This window comes from Sphingomonas sp. Ant H11, assembly GCF_000797515.1.
Classification (GTDB): Bacteria; Pseudomonadota; Alphaproteobacteria; order Sphingomonadales; family Sphingomonadaceae; genus Sphingomonas.
This window is the reverse complement of sequence record NZ_JSBN01000206.1, coordinates 24,037-44,185: the sequence shown is the minus strand read 5'-3', so window position 1 is coordinate 44,185 and position 20,149 is coordinate 24,037. Positions and strand designations below refer to the sequence as shown.

The window sequence follows — 20,149 nt, the reverse complement described above, 5'->3', positions numbered from 1 at the left end:
AGGTCGTCGCTCCGCAGCTCTACATCGCTTGCGGTATTTCCGGCGCGATCCAGCACCTTGCCGGCATGAAGGACTCGAAGGTGATCGTCGCGATCAACAAGGACGAGGAGGCGCCGATCTTCCAAGTAGCGGACTACGGCCTTGTCGGGGGATCTCTTTGAGGTCCTACCGGAGCTGCAAAAGGCAATTGGCTAACCGCGACTGCCCCACAATTTTTTTTCCAACGAAATGACAGGAACGCGCACAATGGGCAGGACAGTGTTCGTCAACGGCCAATGGCTGGACGAGACGGCAGCAACGATCTCGATCTTCGATCGCGGATTTCTTTTGCGGATGCGATATATGAGGTAACTGCCGTTGCTGACGGCAAGTTGATCGATTTCAAGGGCCACACCGATCGACTGAAACGCTCGCTCGAAACGCTCGGAATTCCGATGCCGGTCGCGGAAGGTGAACTCTTGGCTTTGCACCAGGAGATCGCGCGCCGGAATGGCATTACGCATGGCTTAGTCTATTTGCAGATTTCCCGTGGCGCGGAAGACCGCAATTTTATCTACACCGATGGCCTCCGTCCGACGATCGTGATGTTCACGCAGCCGCGCACCATCCTGGCTAACCCTGGCTGGGAACGTGGCATCACAATGAAGACAGCACCTGATGGGCGATGGGCTCACCGGCAGATCAAAACGGTACAGCTTCTCTACTCGTCAATGGCCAAGATGGAGGCGTTGCGCGAAGGCTATGATGATGTGCTTTTCGTGGAGGATGGCCTCATAACGGAGTCAGGTTCAGCGAATTTCCACATCATCACCAAGGATGGCATTCTGATTACGCGGGACCTCTCAAACGCCCTACTGCATGGCATTACTCGCGCGGGCTCTGTTGCAAAAATCGTGAAGCTTGAGCATGCTTGGCGGAGATTGGACGGACGGAACGATGACGGATTTCAAGTGGCGCCATTTCCAGGGTGATGTGATCCTGTGGGCGGTGCGCTGGTATTGTCGCTATCCGATCAGCTATCGCGACCTTGAGGAAATGCTGGCGGAACGCGGCATTTCGGTCGACCATACGACGATCTATCGCTGGGTCCAGTGCTACGCCCCGGAGATGGAGAAGCGGCTGCGCTGGTTCTGGCGGCGTGGCTTTGATCCGAGCTGGCGCCTGGATGAAACCTACGTCAAGGTGCGGGGCAAGTGGACCTACCTGTACCGGGCAGTCGACAAGCGGGGCGACACGATCGATTTCTACCTGTCGCCGACCCGCAGCGCCAAGGCAGCGAAGCGGTTCCTGGGCAAGGCCCTGCGAGGCCTGAAGCACTGGGAAAAGCCTGCCACGCTCAATACCGACAAAGCGCCGAGCTATGGTGCAGCGATCACCGAATTGAAGCGCGAAGGAAAGCTGGACCGGGAGACGGCCCACCGGCAGGTGAAGTATCTCAATAACGTGATCGAGGCCGATCACGGAAAGCTCAAGATACTGATCAAGCCGGTGCGCGGTTTCAAATCGATCCCCACGGCCTATGCCACGATCAAGGGATTCGAAGTCATGCGAGCCCTGCGCAAAGGACAGGCTCGCCCCTGGTGCCTGCAGCCCGGCATCAGGGCGAGGTGCGCCTTGTGGAGAGAGCTTTTGGCATTGGGCCCTCGGCGCTGACGGAGGCCATGGGCATGCTCAACCACCATTTCGCAGCAGCCGCCTGATCGGCGCAGAGCGACAGCCTACCTCTGACTGCCGCCAATCTTTGCAACAGAGCCTCCTTTCGAATGCGCTCACTTACTACAGGCTTCATAAATCGCTGACGCCAAAATTCGCGAATGTCGTGTTCTGGCGATTGCAAGCCAACGCGATCGATCACGACCCCACGTTCTTCAAGGTGCGGCTCGATAAGTCGAGCTATGTTACCGATCTTGGGGCAATGCCCCGGCGCAACATCCATCGTATCTGGAAAGCGCTGACTTCAGCCCAGCGCAAAAAGGCGATTGAGCTCGGCCACTCCGCTCCGCCGGAGTGAGGGGGCGGACAGGCAACGGTCCGCGACGCAATCTCAGGGCCGCCAGACGATCTGCTGGTTGACGATGTCGCCGATGTTCCAGTTGCGCGCGCGCAGCAGCACGAGTTCGGCGTCCGTGAAGGCATCGTTCCGCATGGCCAGGCTGAGCTGCTGCCGGTTTCGTGGACACCAAGATAAGGTGTTTTCGGAACCGGAGGGTGTAGATGCAACGACGGAAGTTCAGCCGAGAGTTCAAGCTCGAGGCGGTGAAGTTGGTCCGAGATCGCGGCGTGGCGGTAGCGCAGGCCGCGCGCGATCTGGACCTGCACGAGAACGTGCTGCGCAAATGGGTCCGCGAAGCGGAAGCTGATCCCCAGTCGGCGTTTCCGGGCAACGGTCAGATGAAGCCCGAGCAGCAGGAGATTGAGCGGCTACGCCGCGAGTTGGCCCGGATGAAGGCCGAACGTGACATCCTAAAAAAAAAAAAAAAAGCCGCGGCCTACTTTGCCAGGGACTCGATATGAAGTTCGGGTTCATCGCAAAGCATCGAGGGATCTGGCCGGTGTCGTGGCTTTGCGGGGCGCTCGATGTCTCGCGCAGTGGTTTCCACGCCTGGCTCGTACGCGCGCCAAGCGCCCGGTCGCTGAGCGACGAAGCGTATGCAGGGAAGATCCGCGCCAGCTTCATCTCCAGCTACCGAACCTATGGCGCGCGTCGCGTCTGGCACGATCTCTTGGCCGAAGGCCTTTCATGCGGCCTGCATCGTGTCGAACGGCTGATGCGGATGCACGGCCTGATGGCGCGGCCTAGGCGCCGCGGTCTGCCCAAGGATCATGGCGAACGCTCGGTCATCGCGGGCAACGTGCTCGATCGGCAGTTCAGCGCCGACGCGCCGAACCAGAAGTGGGTGGCCGACTTCACCTACATCTGGACCGCCGAAGGATGGCTGTACGCGGCCGCAGTGATCGATCTGTTCTCGCGGCGGGTGGTCGGCTGGTCGATGAGCGACACGATGACGGCGCAGCTCGTCACCGATGCGCTGGTCATGGCGATCTGGCGGCGCGGCAAGCCCGATGCGCTGCTGCATCACTCCGACCAGGGCAGCCAATATACCAGCGAGCAGTTCCAGCGACTGATGGCCGACAATGGCGTCACCTGCTCGATGAGCCGGTCCGGCAACGTCTGGGACAACGCGGCGATGGAGAGCTTCTTCTCCTCGCTGAAGACCGAACGGATCGCGCGCAAAACCTACCGCACGCGCAATCAGGCAAGGCAGGACGTGTTCGATTACATCGAACGCTTCTACAATCCCACGCGCAGGCACTCGACCTTGGGCTATCTCAGCCCCATGGACTTCGAGAAGCAGGCTCATGTAGCCTAACTTGGTGTCCATGGGACCGGCAGCAGCTCAGATCATGTAACTCTCCCTTGCGACACTAAGGGTGGACGCTTGCGGACTGTCCGACCCTTAGGTTCGGGTGCAGGTTCGGTCCGGATCGGGGGGGAAGGGGCGGGCATCGCGGCAGACGCAAAATCCATTGCCGGACTTTCGAAAGAGCGCCTGATGCTGGGGAAGGAGCGCGAGGGACGTTCGATTCATGCGGATGCGTTGTTCCGTGCGGCCGGTGAAAAGGCTTGCGCTTAATGTCCTTCAAAAGGATAGGGATTGCAACGCAGCGAAACCCTTAGCGCAGCCAAGAACAGCTTCTTTCGTGGTGAGTGAGGTGGTGAGACCGTAAACCGCCGCTTGGCCGGGCGATAGCGATCATCGGTGGCGGTACCGTCGCGGTCGTGGCAGGCGCGGCTTTTCCACGCCTTCAGAACCGAGACCGTCAGAGTTGCCATGACAGACCTTGCCCTGCTGTACGAACACCCCGCCTGGTTCACGCCGCTGTTCGACGCGCTTGATCGGCGCGGAATCGACTATGTCACCCTCAAGCCCGATGGGCATTTCGACCCCGGCGATCGCCGCGTTCCGGGGCATGTGGTGTTCAACCGTATCGCAATGTCCAGCTTTTTGCGCAGCGACGAACATCCCATCTTTTATGCGGCGGCGCTGCTTGACCACTGGCACCGCGCCGGTGCGCGGATCGTTAACGGGCCGGATGTGCTGGCAATCGATTCGTCCAAGGCACGCCAGCTTTCGCTGATCGCCGGGCTGGGGCTCGCCATTCCCGAAACGCGCATTGTTCACCGCGTCAGCGACGTCGAGGCGGCGGCCGCTTCGCTCGCTTTCCCGCTCGTCGTAAAGGCCAATATCGGGGGCTCGGGCGCGGGGATTGCGCGGTACGATACGCTCGATCAATTGCGCGCGGCGATCGTGGATGGATTGTTGCCGACGAGCATCGACGGGGTTCTGCTCGTCCAGGATTTCGTGCCCGCGCGGGATGGTACGGTCACGCGGATCGAAACGCTGGACCGCCGCTATCTCTATGCCCTTGATATCGCGGGGGGCGGAGTGTTCGATTTGTGCCCGGCCGACGCATGCCAAATTCCGGGCGCGCCGATCCCGATGGTTTCGGCCGACCCGGCCCCCGGTTTGCGCGACGCGGCGGAGCGGATCGCGCGCGCGGTCGATCTCGACGTCGGCGGGATTGAGGTGATGATCGACGATCGCGACGGCACGCCGCGCTTTTATGATATTAATGCGCTGTCCAATTTCGTCGCGAAGCCGCTCGACATCCTCGGTTGGGATCCGCACGACCGCTTGGTCGACTATCTGGTGCAGGTCATCGAAGGGACGAAAGGCTGATGCGTTATGGATATTGGACGCCGGTGTTCGGCGGCTGGCTGCGCAACGTCGCCGACGAGGGCATGGACGCGAGTTGGGATTATACCCGACGCCTGACCCAGCGGGCCGAACTCCTCGGCTATGACCTCACGCTGATCGCCGAGCTCAATCTGAACGATATCAAAGGTATCGATCAGCCCGCGCTCGATGCCTGGTCAACCGCAGCGGCGCTCGCCGCAGTTACCCAGAGCATCGAGCTGATGGTCGCGGTGCGTCCCAACTTTCACCATCCCGCGCTATTCGCCAAAGCCGCCGCAAATATTGACCAAATTGCTGGCGGGCGTCTGGCGCTGAACGTCGTTTCCTCCTGGTGGGCGGATGAAGCGCGGCAATATGGCCTGCAGTTTGACGAGCATGACGATCGGTATGCGCGCACCTCCGAGTGGCTCGACGTGGTCGAAGGGCTGTGGACGCAGGACCGGTTCAGCTTCGACGGGCAATTCTACCGCACCCGGGACGCGATCTGCGCGCCCAAGCCCGCCAAGCGGCCAACGGTCTATGCCGGTGGGGAAAGCGAGAAAGCCAAGGCGATGATCGCGCGTCAGTGCGATGCCTATGTGATGCATGGCGATCCGGTCACTGCGATTGCGCCCAAGATCGCCGACATGGCCGCGCGGCGCGAAGCGGTCGGTGGCGCACCGATGCGCTACGGCATGGCCGCCTATGCGATCGTCCGAGATAGCGAGGCCGAGGCGAAACGCGAGTTGGAGCGGATCACCACGGTGACCGATCTGCCCGCCGGCTATGCCAATTTCGATCAGTGGCTGTCGGGCACGCAGCTTGAGCGCGAATTGAAGATTCAGGAATATTCGGTGTCCAATCGCGGCCTGCGCCCCAATTTGGTCGGCACGCCCGAACAATTGCGCGAACGCATCGCTGAATATGAGGCGGCAGGCCTCGATTTGCTGTTGTTGCAGATGAGCCCGCAGGCCGAGGAAATGGAGCGCTTTGCGGCACAGGTGATGGCGCCGTGATCGAACTGATGGACGTCTTTCCCGGCAACGCCGGCACCGCGTTGGACGGCGTCTCGCCGTAGATCGAACGCGGTGAGATTTTCGGCGTGATCGGACGTTCGGGTGCAGGCAAATCGCCCCTGACCCGGCGGATCAGCCGCTCGCCGCGAGCCGATAGCGAGGATTGCGTGCATCGATCGCAGCTTGCCAGACGCGCAGCACATTGCCGCCCCAGAGCTGGTCGATCTGCGCCGGGGTGTAGCCACGCTGTCTCAGCGCGGCAGTGACGTTTGCCGTCTCTCCGACATCGGACCATCCGGTTACGCCGCCGCCGTGATTGAAGTCCGACGACAAGGCGACATGGTCGATGCCGATGCGCTTGACCGCATAATCCACTGCGTCGATCAACTCGCGCAACGTCGCTCTGGGCTCGGCACCGACGATCTCGTGGTAGCGGCGGTCATAGTCCGCCTGCTGCTCGGGCGAGAGCACCGTGCTCCCGCTTTCGGAAAGCCCATATCCGGCGCGCAGCTTGGCGACGGCTTCCGTCGTTTGCGGGCTGCGCGCATGTAGATAGGCGCTGAACGCATTGATCGCGATTACGCCACCCTTGGCTTTCAACGCATCGAGCTGCGCATCGCTCAAGTTGCGCGATGTATCGACAAGCGCACGCACGTCCGAATGGCTGGCGATCACCGGTGCGCGGCTTAGTGCCAGCACCTGATCGAACGCCGCGTCCGACAATTGCGAGACGTCGATCAGAACGCCCAGATCGTTGAGCCGCTGCACCGCCTGCCGCCCGAGCGGCGACAGCCCGCCATGCTCAGCCGTTCTGTCGCCCAACTGCAAGGCAGGCGCGAGGAATCCGCAAACTGATTGTGCCCGGCGTGGACGAAACCGACGATCCGCACGCCGCGCGCATACCAGCGATCGAATGCGTCGAGGTCGTCGCCCGCCGGCCACGCATTGAGCAGGCTCTCGACCACGGCGAAGCGGTGCCCGGCGACGATGCGTCGAACGTCGGCGGGCGAGCGGGCCAGCGCGGCGCGCGTCGGGTTGCCATCGGCGATGGCGTGGATTGCCGCGTCGCGTGCGATCGCGTCGCGCTGCGCGGTTGCCAGCGACGCGGGGTCGCGCGGCCCCTGTGCCACGAACAGGGCAATTGCGGCAGCGGTCAACCCGCCGCTTTGCGCGCGTGCGAGGTCGAACTGGGAACTCGGGTCGTTCAGGCCGTTCCAGCCCGGCGTCGCGGCCGTCTTGGGCAGGTCGAGATGCGGATCGAACACGATGGTCTGCGCGGCGATGGGGGGTGGCGGCAAGCAGGGCGGCCAGGAACGGGACGGTGTGTCGCATCGAGAGATCCTTTGATCAGAGCAATTCGGGATAGCCGGCCACCACCGCTTCGATCTCAAGCGAGCGCAGTGGCGCATAGCGTTCGGTGCCGCCGGTGATGATATCGCGCAGGAAGAGTGCGTCGCGCGCAGCGGCGAGGCCGGGATCGGCGACGACCTGCGCGAGTGCAAGGCGCAGCGCGGCGACCGCTTCGATCGGGGTGGTGCGCGACGTGACGAAGGGCGGCGTGGCGCTTTCCGCAGTGGTGGCGAGGATACGCAACGCGTCGATTTGCTCCGGGCTATCGCGTTTCACCGCAGCAAAGGTGACGCTGTCGATGGCGGCGATGTCGGCATCGCCGCGCACGATCGCTGCGACACTCTCCCGATGCGATCCGGTCTGGAGAACGGTGCCGAAGAAGCGGCCGCCATCGGCCAGCGGCGCGACGATCGCGCGAAACAGATTCATGCCGGTGTTGGAGTCCGTGCCGTTGATCGCGGCGGCGCGACCACGATAGGCCGGGAGCGTCGGCGCGTCGTCGTGGCGGGCGACCAGGAAGCTGCGGTGCAAACCGAGGCCGGAGGCCGGGGTATCATAGACCGGGGTCGCAAGGACGCGCAGCTTCAGCGACGGATCGGAAATCAGCGGAAATCCGCAAATCTGGCCGAATAACAGATCAGGATCATGCCATAGCGTTTGGACGGTGCGGCTGCGATCGAGGTGGCGCGGTACCCCTTTGATCCCGCGCGCGCCCAGAATGCGGGCAATCTCGTTCCACAGGCGATCGTTTGTGGCTTGCTGCGGCCCATGATCGTACATGCCGAGCGAGGCGACGCGCTGCTTCATACGGACGTGCGATGGGTGGGGTGGAGCGGCGCGTCGTGCGAACGGAGCGCGAAGCGGCGCAGGATCTGGCCATAACCATCATAGACGACCGCGCCCGGCGGGATCAGCTGGCTGCGGTTCCGGCGGTGATAGGCGGGCAGGCGATACCAGGCGAGGCCGGGCCGCGCGTGATGCGCTGCGTGCAGATTGTTGTTTAGGAAAAGCAACGCCAAAAGACCGCCACGCTCGACAGTTGCCGCCCGGCTGGGTGTGGTCAGGTCCGCGCGGTGCTCGGCGTGGCTGCGCAACGCGGTGAGCGCCATGCCGGGATAGACGAAACACGCACAATAGCTCGCAAGACCGAGACCGACCCAGTCGAGCCACGCCAGCAAGAGCATGACCGCCCCCAGATGTGGCACCCAGTCGCGCAACACTGCGCCCGGATCCAACGCGGCTCGGCGTCCCTCGTCGATCAGGAACCGCACGATCGCAATCGGCGGCCCGATCAGCATGTGTCCGAACAAGGTCGACTGCAGCCGTGCCGCCAACCAGGCAACGCCCCGATGTCGATCGACATAGCGCGATTCAGGGTCTGCGAGCGGGTCGGTGATTGCGGGGCTGGCGTGATGCGCGATGTGGCTTCGCCGATAGCATGCATAGGGGAGCCACAGGCTCAATGGCACGAAGCCGATTGCCTGATTGATCGCGGGGATAGAGGTCGGATGCCCGTGAATCGTTTCGTGCTGGAGCGAGCCGTGCCATGCCACGATCCAGCCGCCCAACAGCAACAGAACGGGCAATGGCAACGCGTCATGCCAGAGAGTGAGGGCGCTCCAGGCACCATAGATCGTCCCCGCCACCAACGCGGTAGGCCAGTCGAAGCCGTGGCGCGCCTCCACGGTTCCGGGGGTAAGGGGCATTGGCATGGAGATGTAAAATCCCGCTCCAGAACGTATATCCTAAAACTCTATCAAAGTAGTAGGATATACAACGCTGCCGATCTTGGCCTTTGCCAAGTTTTGCTTTTGTCATCTGCCCCTCCGGTGTCGGGCCGGGGGAGGGGTGGACGGCAAGCTCCGACCGACCCCGGGCGCAGCAATATTGGCAACGCCTGCGCGGGCTACGCGGATGGTTGTGTTAACGCGCTAGATTGTCAGGACGATACCGCCTCGGATATCGTCTGCACTAAAGGCGCACGGGTTGCCGTCGCCCGCCGGACGCTGACGATCACGGCGACCAAGCCAAGTGCAGAGGCAACGGCACCGGTAAGCGCCACGGCGGGATAGCCGATACCGGCCGCAATGACCCCGCCGCCCGCCGCTGCGCCGATCGCGTTGCCCAGGTTGAACGCGCCGATGTTCATCGCCGAGGCGAGGTTGGGAGCGTCCGAGGCGGCATGCATCACCCGGATCTGCAGGGGCGGGATCAGAGCGAAGCTCGCAATGCCCCATAGAAAGACGAGAATTGCAGTCGGCACCGCAAACGACATCAGCATCGCAAAAGCGACCAGGATCACCGTCAGCGACGCCAGCGTTACGATCAGCGTCCGATCGACCGAGCGATCGGCAAAGCGGCCGCCGAGCCAGTTACCGATGGTCAGCCCCACGCCGTACGTCACCAGCATCGCGGTAACGAAGCCGAGCGACGCGTGCGTCATTTGGCGCAGGATCGGCGTGATGTAGGTGAAGACGGTGAACATCGCGCTCGCCCCGACCACGGTCAGGGCAAGTGCGGCAAGCACCGGTCCGCGCGTCAAGACGCGTAGCTCGGCCATGGCATTGGCGTCCTTGGGGGCAGGCAATACCGGCAGGGTGAGCCGCAATGCGGCCATTGTCGTGACACCCAGCGCGGTAATCCCCCAGAAGGATGTGCGCCACCCGAGATGATCGCCCGCCCAGGTCGCGAGCGGCACGCCGACGATGTTGGCGATCGTGAGCCCCATGAACATCGCCGCGACCGCTCCGGCGCGGCGCTCGGCCGGCACGAGACTTGCGGCGACGACCGAGCCGACACCGAAGAATGCGCCGTGATTGAATGAGGTCAGCACCCGTGCGGCCATCAGCATGGCGTACCCGGTCGATACTGCCGCCAGCAAATTGCCAAGGGTGAAGATACCGGCCAGTGCGATCAGCAATGTCCGCCGTGGCACACGGCCCGTCGTCAACGTCATCAGCGGCGCGCCGATTACCACGCCCAATGCATAAGCGCTGATCAATAACCCGGCGGTCGGTATCGACACGCGAAGATCATTCGCGATGACGGGCAAAAGCCCCATGGGGGCAAATTCGGTGACGCCGATTCCGAAAGCGCCGACGGCAAGGGCAAGGAGGCCGGGATTGAGCTTCATCGATCGAGTCCTCGAACGCGTGCGGGGATCAGGCGAGCGAAGCCGCCCTGCTGGCGATGGGGGGTGTGCGGAGGGGGCGATACGGGGCCGAAGCCAGGCACGGTGACGCGCGGCCGCGATACTCCAGGTTGGCGAACATCCATATCCACATCTCTACTTGCTATGTCGGGGCACAAATGGATTGTCTGGCATTGACTTATTCCGCGCGCCCGGCGCGAAAGATTTTGGATAGCGTTGTAAAGGCGGGATGGGGGCGGACCGCGCCCAGGCGCTGGAGGTGTTCGCGACCGTCCATCCCGTGAGGCGTTTTTTCCCCTCGCGCCCGTCGTCACGCCGCAGCCGGGATGCGGGCATTTGTGCCAGCGCGACAACTTATTCCTTGTAATCCCCTTCCTGCTATATATCTGCACGGGCAGATAATGAAGGTGAAGCAATGGCCGTTTTCAGTGTGGACGATTGCGCCGCAAGCCGGGCACCGGGCCGGATGCTGCGTCGCCTTGACAAGGTCATGTCGGCGTTCGTCGAATCCAAGCTTGGTGACCATGATCTGAGCTATCAGCAGTGGATCGCGTTGCGGACGGTGGCCGAAGGCATTGTCGGCAATCCCGGGCAATTGGCGCGCGAATTGGGCATCACGACCGGCGCGGCGACGCGGCTGATCGATGTGCTGGAGGCACGCAGCCTGCTCGAGCGCGATCGTGGCGATGCCGACCGCCGCGTCGTCCGGCTGATGGTAACGCCTGCCGGCCGCGAGAAGGTGTTCGCGTTGCAGCCGCTTATCGTCAATGCGTGGAACGAAGTGGTCGCCGATTATTCGCAGCAGGAAGCTGCGGACATGGTCGCGATGTTGGTCAAGCTGCTTGCCGCAGCCGAACGTGTTGCGGGCGATCTGCCGCCGGTGGAGCGCGAAGCATGAAGCGCGCAACTGGCCTGGCGTCGCTCGGCGCGCTGCTGCTTGCGTCGTGCGCTGCGGTCCCCCACGATGCGCCGCAGGTCGCGCAGCTTCAGGCCGCTACCCTCGGTCTTTCGGCGCAAGGTGCGACGATTGCGCCCGATTGGTGGACCGTGTTCCAGGACCCGCAGCTCGACTCGCTGGTCGCGATGGGGCTTGCCGCCAATCCGACGCTCGACCGCGCGCTGGCGCGGGCGCGAAGCGCGGAGGCGACGCTGGGAGTGCGGCGCGCCGACCAGTTGCCGCAGGTCACCGTTGACGGCCAGTCGCTCTACCAACGTTTTTCCCGAACGTTCGCTGTATCCGCCGCCTTACGCGGGCAATGCCTATCCGATGTCGACGGTGCAGGCGAACCTCAACTGGAACCTCGATCTGTTTGGGCGTCAGCGTGCGTTGGTGGTCGGTGCGCGTGCCGATGTCGCTGCCGCAGCGCTCGATGCCGCCGCAGCCCGGCTGATGGTGTCGACCTCGATTGCGCAGGCCTATATCGGCCTGGCGCGGGCCGAGCGGTTGATCGGCGTCGCCGACAGTTTCGTCGCGACACGGCGGCAGGCGTTGGGCTTCGTCAATTCGCGGATCCACAACAAGCTCGCCAGCCAGTTCGAATTGCGGCAAGCGGAAACGCTGCTCGCCGAGGCCGAGCAAGCGCGCACGCGGGCGGTTTCGCAGCGGGAGTTGCTGGTCCATGCGATCGCTGCGCTGGTCGGGCGGGGGGCCGATTTCTACCCGCAGATCGCCAGCCCCAAGCTCGCCTTCGACACCCCACCGGTCGTGCCCGAGACGCTCCCCGCCGATCTGCTCGGGCGGCGTCCTGATCTTCTCGCCGGACAAGCGCGGATCGACTCCGCCGCGGCTGGACGGCGGGTGGCGCGCGCGGACTTCCTGCCCAATGTCAGCATCCAGGCGCTGGCGGGTTTTGCTGCACTTGGCCTTGGCAGCTTCTTCGATCTGGGCGCGCGCACCTATGGCGCGGGCCCGGCGATCCACGTGCCCATCTTTGAGGGCGGCAAGCTAAAGGCGCAGTATCGCGGCGCGACGGCGGCACTCGACGAAGCGGTTGCCGCTTATGACGACGCCGTGCTCGGCGCGGTGCGCGATTCGGCCGATGCGTTGACGCATGTCCGCGCGTCCGACCAGGACACCGCTGAACAGCGGCGCGTTGTGGCGGGCTTGCGCGAGACGGTCCGGCTCAACCAGGTCCGCGTCTCCACCGGACTCGGGTCGCAACTCGACACGATCGATGCGGGTTTCCGCTTGCTCGAAGCCGAGCAAGCCTTGGTCTCGCTCCAGTCCGACGCCCTCACGCATCGCATCCAGCTCATCGCCGCACTCGGCGGTGGGTTTCAATCCTCCCCGCCGCTTGCTGCGGCCCATGCGGACATGCCCTCATGAACGACCAGACCCCCGCCGACTGGAAGCGCCAGGCCGAAACGGCCGAATCTGTCGATCCGATCGTTGGCCCTGAACCGATCGCCGCCGAACCTGCGCCCGCGCCTGTCGACCCCGCGATTGCCCGCCGTTCGCGCACGCGGCGGATCGGTTTTGCCGTACTCGCGCTGATCGTGCTGGTCGGGCTCGCGCTATACGCGCTCAGCGTCTTCACCGCGCCGGCGACCGAGGCAACCGATGATGCCTATGTCGCGGGCAATGTCGTTGCGGTCACTGCGCGCGACGGTGGCACGGTGCTGGCGCTGCACGCCGACAATACCCAGTCGGTCAAGCGCGGTCAGCCGTTGATCGATCTCGATCCTGCAACCACCGCTGTCCAGATGGACGCTGCCGAGGCGGCGCTCGGGCGTGCCGTCCGCGCGGTGCGGGCGGGCTACGCGCAAGTCGACGAAGCCGGTGCCGAAATCGGGCAAGCCGAGGCCGATCTGTCGCGCGCGCAGAATGACTATACGCGCCGCCAGGGTGCCGCGCGCGATGGGGCGGTCTCCGGGGAAGAACTGGCGCATGCGGCGGATGCGGTGACGACCGCTCGCGCGGCGCTTGCCCTGGCCCGCGCCAAGCAAGCGCAGGCCGCCAGCACGATCGCCGGCACCGATATCGCCAACAACCCACAAGTGCTGGCAGCGATCGCCGACATGCGGCGTGCGGCGATCGACGCCAGCCATATGAAGATCGTCGCGCCCGTCACGGGGATCGTGGCACAGCGCACCGTCCAGCTCGGCCAGCGCGTAGCGGCGGGCACCCCGCTGATGGCGGTGGTGCCGCTCGACAGCGTGTGGGTGGACGCCAATTTCCGCGAGACGCAGCTCCAGCATCTCCGGGTCGGGCAGCCCGTTACGGTCACCGCCGATGTGTATGGCAAGGGTGTGATCTTCCACGGCAAGGTGCTTGGCCTCGGTGCGGGCAGCGGCAACGCTTTCTCGCTGCTGCCGCCGCAAAATGCCTCCGGCAACTGGATCAAGATCGTGCAGCGTGTGCCGGTGCGCATCGCGCTGGATCCCGCCGAATTGCGTGCGCATCCGCTCAGGATCGGGCTCTCGGTCAATGCCGTGGTTGCGACGAGCAACCTGTCCGGGCCGATGGTCGCTGGCAGCGCGGCGCCGGCGGGGGGGCGTGCAGCAAAGCCTTGACGGTGGTCCAGAGGTCGATGCGCAGATTCGCCGGATCATCGCGCAGAATCTCGGACGCGACCGGTGAGCGCAACCGCCGGCGCGGGGGCGGTCCCGCTGCGCGGCGCGACGCTGGCGATCACGTCGCTGGCGCTGGCGCTCGGCACGTTCATGCAGGTGCTCGACGGCACGATCGCCAACGTGTCGCTGCCGACGATTGCGGGCAATCTTGGCGTGTCGACCGATAACGGGACGTGGGTGATCACCTCCTTCGCGGTCGCCAATGGCGTCACGGTGCCCCTTACCGGCTGGCTGATGCAGCGCTTTGGCGTGGTACGCACGTTCACCGCCTCGGTCGTGTTGTTCACGATCGCCTCGCTCCTGTGCGGTCTGGCGTGGGATCTGCCTTCGCTGATCGGCTTTCGCATCCTGCAGGGAGCCGTGTCTGGGCCGATGATCCCGGGCAGCCAGGCGCTGCTGATCGCGATCTTCCCCGCCCATAAGCGCGGTACCGCGCTCAGCATCTGGTCAATGACGACGCTGACCGCGCCCGTGCTGGGGCCGGTGCTGGGCGGGTACATTTCGGACAATTACCATTGGGGCTGGATCTTCTTGATCAACGTCCCCGTCGGGATCGTTTGCGCGCTGATCTCGTGGCGCTCGCTCTCGACCCGCGAGACGCCGACGCGCAAGCTGCCGATCGACACGGTCGGGCTGATGCTGCTCGCCTTCTGGGTGTTCAGCCTGCAAACGATGCTCGATCTCGGCAAGGATCGCGACTGGTTCAACAACCCGCTGATCGTCGTGCTGACGGTATGCGCGCTGGTCGGCTTTGTGGCCTGGGTCATTTGGGAGATCACGGATGGCAATCCGGCGGTCGATCTCAGCTTGTTCCGACGGCGCAATTTCGCGTTCGGAACGCTGGCGCTGTGCCTCGGCTATGCGCTGTTCTTCGCCAACAACCTGCTGCTGCCGCTCTGGCTGCAGGAGCAGATGGGCTACACTGCGACCTGGGCTGGGTTTGTCGCGGCACCGAGCGGCATCGTCGCGGTCATCGCGACGCCGTTCGTCGGGCGGCTCAAGATCGATACGCGCTGGCTCGCGACGATGGCGTTCCTCGCTTTTGCGGGATCCTATTTCCTGCGTTCGCAATATACCCCCGATGCGAGCTTCTGGACGCTTATGTTCCCGCTGCTATTGCAGGGGCTGGCGATGAGCATGTTCTTCGTGCCGTTGGTCACGCTGTCGTTCGACGGATTGCCGGGCGAGCGCGTGCCGTCGGCGAGCGGAATTTCCAACTTTGCGCGTATCACTGCGGGCAGTTTCGCGGCGTCGATCATCACCACCTATTGGGATCGCCGCGAAGCGCTCCATCAGACTCGGCTGACCGAGGTCGGTACCGACTATTCGCCGACGTACCGGCACATCACCGATCAGTTGCAAGCCGCCGGCATGACCCAGCAGCAGGCGGCTGGCTCGGTGATGCGCCAAATCGTCAACCAGTCCTACCTGCTCTCCTCGCTGGAATTGTTCTGGATCTGTGGCTGGATGGCGCTGGTTATGATCGGCGTGATCTGGATGACGCGACGTCCGGCACCGAGCACGCATGTCGTGGCGGCGGATTAATACGGCACCGACCGGGCGCGCGAACCGGATATGCGCTCCCGTTCGGCTCCGCCGATTTAAAGTTCGATAATGCCGCGTTTTGCCGCGATCGTGACGGCGTGGGTCCTGTCCGAAGCGGAGAGCTTCAAAAAGATCGTTTTCATATAGCTTTTTACCGTCACTTCGGTGAGCCCTAGCCGGTTGGCGATCTGGCGATTGGAGTTGCCGTTCGCGGCCAGCGACAGCACGGTGGTCTCCCTTTCACTCAGAGCGTCTCCAGCGACTTGGAGCGACATCCCCGCCGCAACCTGCGGGTCCAGATGTTTTCCACCGCGCCGAACGGACTTGATCGTATCGATCAGTTCGTTGCGAAGGCTGTTTTTGAGCAGGTAGCCAGCCGCGCCTGCGCGCAACGCGCGAAGCGCCTGGGCGTCGCCCGCACTGGTGGTGAGAACCACAATCCGTGCGTCCGGCCATTCCTGGCGAATTCCGGCAATGGCATCGACGCCGTTCAACTTGGGCATCTGTAGATCCATGAGAACGACGTCGGGAAGATGCTCGCGATATTGGTTGATCGCCTCATATCCGTTCGACGCTTCCGCCACGACAACGAGGCCGGGCTGGGTCTCGATAACCGCGCGAATGCCCTCGCGGAGAAACGAATGGTCGTCCGCGACCAGAACTCTGATGGGCGATATATCCGTCACAACCGTGCTATGCCCTGTCGAAATTGCAGACACTAGGCGGAACTCGCGCACAACTTCGCCACGCGCTCGCCCACCGATGGCCTGAGCGGGTACAAGCGGAGGTGCCGTGTTCGTCAACCATATGCGGCAAACCGCGCTGCAGTCACTTCGCGCACGCCCAGCGTTTCCGCCATCCGTACCAGGTCGGCCAGCGATTGGGCATGCATCTTGCGCATCATGTTGCCCCGGTGGATCTTAACCGTAATTTCGCTGACGTTCAGTCGTCCCGCGACCTGCTTGTTCAAAAAGGCCCGCAGTTACCAGGCTCATGACCTCCCGTTCGCGCGGGGTCAGACCATTATACAATCGGCGGGTGTGGTCGTCCCTGCCATGAGCCGCCCGACGGGCCTGGTTGAGGGCGACGGCCTCGGCGATGGCGGCGAGTATGTCGTCGTCATTGCATGGCTTCGTCAGGAAATTGACCGCCCCGGCTTTCATCCCGCGCACTGTCATCTGAATGTCGCCGTGCCCGGTCATCAGAATGATCGGGACATGGATATGACGGTCGAGAAGCTCTTGCTGGAAATCGAGCCCGTTCAAACCGTTAAGGCGGACGTCCAGCAGCAGACAGGCCGCCTCGTCCGCGCGGCTGCATGTCAGATATTGGTCGGGCGTTTCGAAGGTGAGCACCGTAAATCCGACTGACCGCAGCAGGCTATCCATGGCCGCGCGCACGTCGCTGTCGTCATCAAGGACGCAGATCGGTCCGACGGCCTGTGTAGCGGTTGCGTCTATCATGATTTTTCCCACCAATGGACCGTTAGCCGAGCGGGAAATGCCCGCAGTCCATGGCCTAGTCCGAAAAAGCTTGCTCGCCAGCTATCCATGCAGGTGCGGGTGCCAGACCTTTGTATGATGAGCGCGCGCAAGGGGGCCGCCGGAGGTCATCCGGGGTGGCGCACCGCGTGACGCTGGCCAGGGCGAACCTGCCCCGTCGATCGGCACCATCCTTTCGTTGGCGACCGCGCAAAGGCGCAAATGATGCCAGGGTCGCGTGTCCTTTGTCCTTCAGCGCGCGCTTGCTACGTTCTTGCGGATCTGCATCCGCAAATCGCTGCTGAGCGATGCCGCGTTCGCCGCAGGCTGGCTCGCAGGCAACATAATTTCGACCGTAGCGCCGCCCGTTTCGGCGTCGCGCAAGCTGATCGATCCACCATGGGCCTCGATGATCGTACGACAGACAGAAAGGCCAATGCCCATCCCGCCGGGTTTGGTCGAGCGGAATGCCGCAAAAGCCTCGGCCAGAATTTCCGGGGGCCAGCCGGGGCCGCAATCGGTAATTTTCAGGCGGACAACGTCCTCAACGACCATCGTTTCGATCAAAATTCGGCGCTCGTCCGGGGGCGTTTGGGCCATGGCCTGCACTGCGTTTCGAACGAGATTGACCACCACCTGCTGCAACAGGATACGATCGGCGTGGAGCACCGTGCGGGCATTCAACACATGCACCACCCGCGTTCCGCTGTTGATGATATCGGTCTCGATCAGCGTCGTTGCCTCTTCGACAAGCGCATCGATTTCCAGGGCACTGGATTCGGTTTCGGTATTACCAATGATCAAGGCGCGGATGCGGCGGATGACGTCCATCGCGCGCTGTGTTGCGTGCAGCCCGGTCTGGATCGAGGCGTTGACTTCGCCGACCGCGATCGGGTCGCGCCGGAGCCACCGCGTTGCGGCGTCGAGGCTTGTTTGAATCGCGGTAAGCGGTTGCTCAATCTCGTGTGCGATCGAGGCGGACATCTGGCCAAGTGCCGCGCTCTGCTGGGCGCGGGCAAGCTGCTCCTTATTTTCGGCGATGAGGCGAGCGAGGCGGTTCTGCTCGGTCATGTTGAACAGGCTGACGACCACGCGCTCGAGCGGTGAACTGCCCTCGAGACCAAAGGCCATCAAGACATCCAGTTCCTCCCCCTTGGCGGTTCGCACGCGGGTTTGGGTTTGAAACAACGGCTGCTGCTCGGAGATCGCGGTGATGCAGGAAATGAACGCCTCGTCGCTGTCGACGAGGAAGTCGTCGAGTTGCCGCAGAAACGCTTGCTTGTCCGGCACGCCGATCATTCGCAGCGCGGTATCGTTGACGTCGGTGATCAAGACCCTCCGGCGCAGGTCGCGACAAGGTCGGAGTGATGGGCGAGGTGCTGGCGTATATTGCGCACACCGCGCGCCTGCAAATCGGAAACGGCCGTTTCAATTGGCCGCAAGTCGCACTCCCAAATGGCGACCGCCATGCTGTTAAAGACACCGCGATAGCGTCGCTCGTCGGCCGCCAACTGCCGTTGCAGGCGTTCGGACCGAATGAGTTGTCGGGCTGTTACCGAAATCGCGATGATCCCGATTGCGAGGTTCGGCAAGGCCATCGGCCCGAAGCTGAGCGGCAGGCCCAGGACAAAGGCGGTTATGGCGAGACCGATGCAGATCGCCGCAAAGTGCGCAACCAGCGCCCGCGCTCCGCTATTGCCAAGGATGAGCAGCGGCAGAATGTAAAGGACGGACAAAGCAGGTGATATGATGAAAATCGTATCGGCTGCGAAAATGGCAGCGGTCAGCGCTGCACTGATTACCAAGCTCCAGCCTGAAGCGATGCGACCCTCAAGCGCGCTTGCCGGACGGTACTTTGTCACGGTCGACGTCCTTATAGTGTCCCCAATCTGGCTACATTAGTGGTCCGTGGGCGTCGCCCGATACCCTCGAAAGGGTGGGCGCGCAGGAACTTTTGTTTGCAGCGGATGCGTGTCCCGCGCGCGGTCAGCCAAGGGGGCCGAAAATCTGGCTCAGGCATGCGACTAGACTTTCCGTCGTTCCAGGCTTTTCGAGGAGGCAAAGGATGCCCCCCTCGTTTGCACGCTCCCGGATTTGCTCGGTCGGATAGGCGGTGATCAGGATGAAGGGAATGCGGTCTCCGCGCGCGCGAAGGGTCTCGTGAAATTCAAGGCCGGACATGCCAGGCATATGAAAATCCGAAAGGATGCAGCCAAGCGATTCGGGTGGAGCGTCGAGGAACTCGAGCGCCGACCTGTAAGGCGCGACTTGAAGCCCAAGCGAGCGCACCAGGCTAACGGTTGCGGAGCGGACTAAATCGTCGTCCTCGACGATTGCCACAGTCCGTGCTTCCGGGTCCATTGACGCTCCTGATCGCAGCCCTGTGCGTCGTTCGCTCTCTACACCGTAAAATCGCATCAGAACATCATACAGAGGTCTGGGAATCACGGGGGGCGGCGATTCACAATCGCTGCGATCCGCACGAGATCGGCGACGGTGCGAACGCCCATCTTTTTCATCATGGTGCCACGATGCATCTTTACTGTGATTTCACTGATGCCCAGTTCGGACGCGATCTGTTTGTTCATCAGGCCCGCGACCACCAGCGCCATCACTTCTGTCTCGCGGCGCGTCAGTGCAGCGTGCCGCCTGCTTGCGGCCTCCAGCGCGCCCTCGGTTGCCAAGCGATCGCGATCACGGTCGAGTGCGGCGAGCACGGCGTCTATGATGTCCTGATCACGGAACGGCTTGGCGAGAAAATCGACGGCACCGGCCTTCATCGCGCGGACGCTCATCGCGATATCACCATGGCCACTCATAAAAATGATGGGCGCGCGGTCGCCGCGTTCGGCGAGCTTGGCCTGGATTTCCATGCCGCTCATCCGGGGCAAACGGACATCCACCACCAGACATGAAGGACCTGCGGGGAGGGGATGATCGAGCAACGCTTGCGCGGAATCGAACAGCAGGGTTTGCAGACCGATCGAGCGAAACAGGGAATCCATTGCTCCCCGCACCATTGTGTCATCGTCGACAATCATCACGGTCGGTGCCAGATAGCCTGGCGCTTCGCCGCCTGCCTGCTCGCCTTGTGACACTCGCCCCCCTTCCAAGATGTCGCGTCGTGCGCGCGCCCGAAGTCAGACCCGGCGCGAGTGTCGCCGTAATATCGCTCGAAGCGCGGCCGTATCGCCCTTTGGGCTTGCGCGGCTGTCCCCGCGCTACCGCGCGGTACACCTGCTTATGCAGGCGCGTGCGATTCTGCCAGCAAACCCAAGTCTGGCAATCCCATAC

19 protein-coding genes and 3 pseudogenes are annotated in these 20,149 nt (G+C 63.2%); 11 read left to right on the top strand and 11 right to left on the bottom strand.

The window, feature by feature from the left end; genetic code table 11:
- From NW75_RS24140 to NW75_RS21740, 7 genes and pseudogenes are all read left to right on the top strand, one after another.
- A pseudogene (locus tag NW75_RS24140) lies at positions 1 to 195 on the top strand (electron transfer flavoprotein subunit alpha/FixB family protein); the annotation flags it as partial.
- Positions 196 to 275: 80 nt separating this feature from the next.
- Positions 276 to 971, top strand: a complete 696-nt coding sequence (locus tag NW75_RS21770) for an aminotransferase class IV (protein WP_052192584.1) — start codon at positions 276 to 278, stop codon at positions 969 to 971.
- Positions 937 to 1,700: pseudogene (locus NW75_RS21765) on the top strand (IS6-like element IS6100 family transposase). The gene NW75_RS21770 and the pseudogene NW75_RS21765 overlap by 35 nt, the downstream one beginning before the upstream one ends.
- Before the next feature lie 41 nt (positions 1,701 to 1,741).
- Positions 1,742 to 2,011, top strand: coding sequence for a hypothetical protein (locus tag NW75_RS21760; protein WP_052192583.1), 270 nt, complete (start codon positions 1,742 to 1,744; stop codon positions 2,009 to 2,011).
- Positions 2,012 to 2,214: 203 nt separating this feature from the next.
- A pseudogene (locus tag NW75_RS21750) lies at positions 2,215 to 3,371 on the top strand (IS3 family transposase).
- Between the two features lie 462 nt (positions 3,372 to 3,833).
- On the top strand, positions 3,834 to 4,742 hold the full coding sequence (locus tag NW75_RS21745; protein WP_033967452.1) for an ATP-grasp domain-containing protein: 909 nt from the start codon (positions 3,834 to 3,836) through the stop codon (positions 4,740 to 4,742).
- Complete coding sequence (locus NW75_RS21740; protein WP_033967451.1) at positions 4,742 to 5,755, top strand: LLM class flavin-dependent oxidoreductase; 1,014 nt, start codon at positions 4,742 to 4,744, stop codon at positions 5,753 to 5,755. The genes NW75_RS21745 and NW75_RS21740 overlap by 1 nt, the downstream gene beginning before the upstream one ends.
- A gap of 132 nt (positions 5,756 to 5,887) precedes the next feature.
- On the opposite strand, the gene NW75_RS27570 is transcribed toward NW75_RS21740, so the two are convergent.
- From NW75_RS27570 to NW75_RS21720, 5 genes are all read right to left on the bottom strand, one after another.
- Positions 5,888 to 6,577: a dipeptidase gene (locus NW75_RS27570; RefSeq protein WP_197057932.1), complete on the bottom strand. Its 690-nt coding sequence runs from the start codon at positions 6,575 to 6,577 to the stop codon at positions 5,888 to 5,890.
- On the bottom strand, positions 6,493 to 7,053 hold the full coding sequence (locus tag NW75_RS27565; protein WP_197057931.1) for a membrane dipeptidase: 561 nt from the start codon (positions 7,051 to 7,053) through the stop codon (positions 6,493 to 6,495). The genes NW75_RS27570 and NW75_RS27565 overlap by 85 nt, the downstream gene beginning before the upstream one ends.
- A gap of 49 nt (positions 7,054 to 7,102) precedes the next feature.
- Complete coding sequence (locus tag NW75_RS21730) at positions 7,103 to 7,912, bottom strand: phosphate/phosphite/phosphonate ABC transporter substrate-binding protein (RefSeq protein WP_052192580.1); 810 nt, start codon at positions 7,910 to 7,912, stop codon at positions 7,103 to 7,105.
- Entirely contained in the window at positions 7,909 to 8,811 is a 903-nt protein-coding gene (locus tag NW75_RS21725) for a fatty acid desaturase (RefSeq protein WP_081988873.1), read from the bottom strand. The genes NW75_RS21730 and NW75_RS21725 overlap by 4 nt, the downstream gene beginning before the upstream one ends.
- 233 nt (positions 8,812 to 9,044) lie before the next feature.
- On the bottom strand, positions 9,045 to 10,238 hold the full coding sequence (locus NW75_RS21720) for an MFS transporter (RefSeq protein ID WP_033967450.1): 1,194 nt from the start codon (positions 10,236 to 10,238) through the stop codon (positions 9,045 to 9,047).
- A gap of 433 nt (positions 10,239 to 10,671) precedes the next feature.
- Here NW75_RS21720 and NW75_RS21715 point away from each other — a divergent pair, with 433 nt between their 5' ends.
- The 4 genes from NW75_RS21715 (at position 10,672) to NW75_RS21700 (ending at position 15,374) form a co-directional block, all read left to right on the top strand.
- Entirely contained in the window at positions 10,672 to 11,154 is a 483-nt protein-coding gene (locus NW75_RS21715) for a MarR family winged helix-turn-helix transcriptional regulator (protein WP_033967449.1), read from the top strand.
- A 291-nt stretch (positions 11,155 to 11,445) separates the two neighbouring features.
- Positions 11,446 to 12,582 carry an efflux transporter outer membrane subunit gene (locus tag NW75_RS21710; protein ID WP_231565377.1) on the top strand — a complete coding sequence of 379 codons (1,137 nt, stop codon included), beginning with the start codon at positions 11,446 to 11,448 and terminating at the stop codon, positions 12,580 to 12,582.
- Positions 12,579 to 13,769: an HlyD family secretion protein gene (locus NW75_RS21705; protein ID WP_231565376.1), complete on the top strand. Its 1,191-nt coding sequence runs from the start codon at positions 12,579 to 12,581 to the stop codon at positions 13,767 to 13,769. The genes NW75_RS21710 and NW75_RS21705 overlap by 4 nt, the downstream gene beginning before the upstream one ends.
- A 63-nt stretch (positions 13,770 to 13,832) precedes the next feature.
- Positions 13,833 to 15,374 carry a DHA2 family efflux MFS transporter permease subunit gene (locus tag NW75_RS21700; protein ID WP_033967448.1) on the top strand — a complete coding sequence of 514 codons (1,542 nt, stop codon included), beginning with the start codon at positions 13,833 to 13,835 and terminating at the stop codon, positions 15,372 to 15,374.
- Between the two features lie 56 nt (positions 15,375 to 15,430).
- Here NW75_RS21700 and NW75_RS21695 read toward each other — a convergent pair whose 3' ends face one another.
- The 6 genes from NW75_RS21695 to NW75_RS21670 form a co-directional block, all read right to left on the bottom strand.
- Positions 15,431 to 16,060, bottom strand: a complete 630-nt coding sequence (locus NW75_RS21695) for a response regulator transcription factor (protein WP_033967447.1) — start codon at positions 16,058 to 16,060, stop codon at positions 15,431 to 15,433.
- 234 nt (positions 16,061 to 16,294) lie between these two features.
- Positions 16,295 to 16,837, bottom strand: coding sequence for a response regulator transcription factor (locus tag NW75_RS21690; RefSeq protein WP_231565375.1), 543 nt, complete (start codon positions 16,835 to 16,837; stop codon positions 16,295 to 16,297).
- Positions 16,838 to 17,107: 270 nt separating this feature from the next.
- Positions 17,108 to 18,187, bottom strand: a complete 1,080-nt coding sequence (locus NW75_RS21685) for a sensor histidine kinase (RefSeq protein ID WP_033967446.1) — start codon at positions 18,185 to 18,187, stop codon at positions 17,108 to 17,110.
- Positions 18,184 to 18,717, bottom strand: coding sequence for a hypothetical protein (locus NW75_RS21680; protein ID WP_156143112.1), 534 nt, complete (start codon positions 18,715 to 18,717; stop codon positions 18,184 to 18,186). The genes NW75_RS21685 and NW75_RS21680 overlap by 4 nt, the downstream gene beginning before the upstream one ends.
- Before the next feature lie 124 nt (positions 18,718 to 18,841).
- Positions 18,842 to 19,216: a response regulator transcription factor gene (locus NW75_RS21675; RefSeq protein WP_033967444.1), complete on the bottom strand. Its 375-nt coding sequence runs from the start codon at positions 19,214 to 19,216 to the stop codon at positions 18,842 to 18,844.
- An 83-nt stretch (positions 19,217 to 19,299) separates the two neighbouring features.
- A complete protein-coding gene (locus NW75_RS21670; protein WP_052192585.1) occupies positions 19,300 to 19,896 on the bottom strand; it encodes a response regulator transcription factor in 597 nt (198 codons plus the stop codon).
- Between the last annotated feature and the right edge of the window lie 253 nt (positions 19,897 to 20,149).

Coding starts and splice junctions, on each gene's coding strand:
- NW75_RS21715 (WP_033967449.1), top strand. CDS start 10,672: ATGGCCGTTTTCAGTGTGGACGATTGCGCCGCAAGCCGGGCACCGGGC.
- NW75_RS21690 (WP_231565375.1), bottom strand. CDS start 16,837: ATGATAGACGCAACCGCTACACAGGCCGTCGGACCGATCTGCGTCCTT.
- NW75_RS21705 (WP_231565376.1), top strand. CDS start 12,579: ATGAACGACCAGACCCCCGCCGACTGGAAGCGCCAGGCCGAAACGGCC.
- NW75_RS21740 (WP_033967451.1), top strand. CDS start 4,742: ATGCGTTATGGATATTGGACGCCGGTGTTCGGCGGCTGGCTGCGCAAC.
- NW75_RS21670 (WP_052192585.1), bottom strand. CDS start 19,896: ATGATTGTCGACGATGACACAATGGTGCGGGGAGCAATGGATTCCCTG.
- NW75_RS21745 (WP_033967452.1), top strand. CDS start 3,834: ATGACAGACCTTGCCCTGCTGTACGAACACCCCGCCTGGTTCACGCCG.
- NW75_RS21675 (WP_033967444.1), bottom strand. CDS start 19,216: ATGGACCCGGAAGCACGGACTGTGGCAATCGTCGAGGACGACGATTTA.
- NW75_RS21720 (WP_033967450.1), bottom strand. CDS start 10,238: ATGAAGCTCAATCCCGGCCTCCTTGCCCTTGCCGTCGGCGCTTTCGGA.
- NW75_RS21770 (WP_052192584.1), top strand. CDS start 276: ATGGCTGGACGAGACGGCAGCAACGATCTCGATCTTCGATCGCGGATT.
- NW75_RS21725 (WP_081988873.1), bottom strand. CDS start 8,811: ATGCCCCTTACCCCCGGAACCGTGGAGGCGCGCCACGGCTTCGACTGG.
- NW75_RS21730 (WP_052192580.1), bottom strand. CDS start 7,912: ATGAAGCAGCGCGTCGCCTCGCTCGGCATGTACGATCATGGGCCGCAG.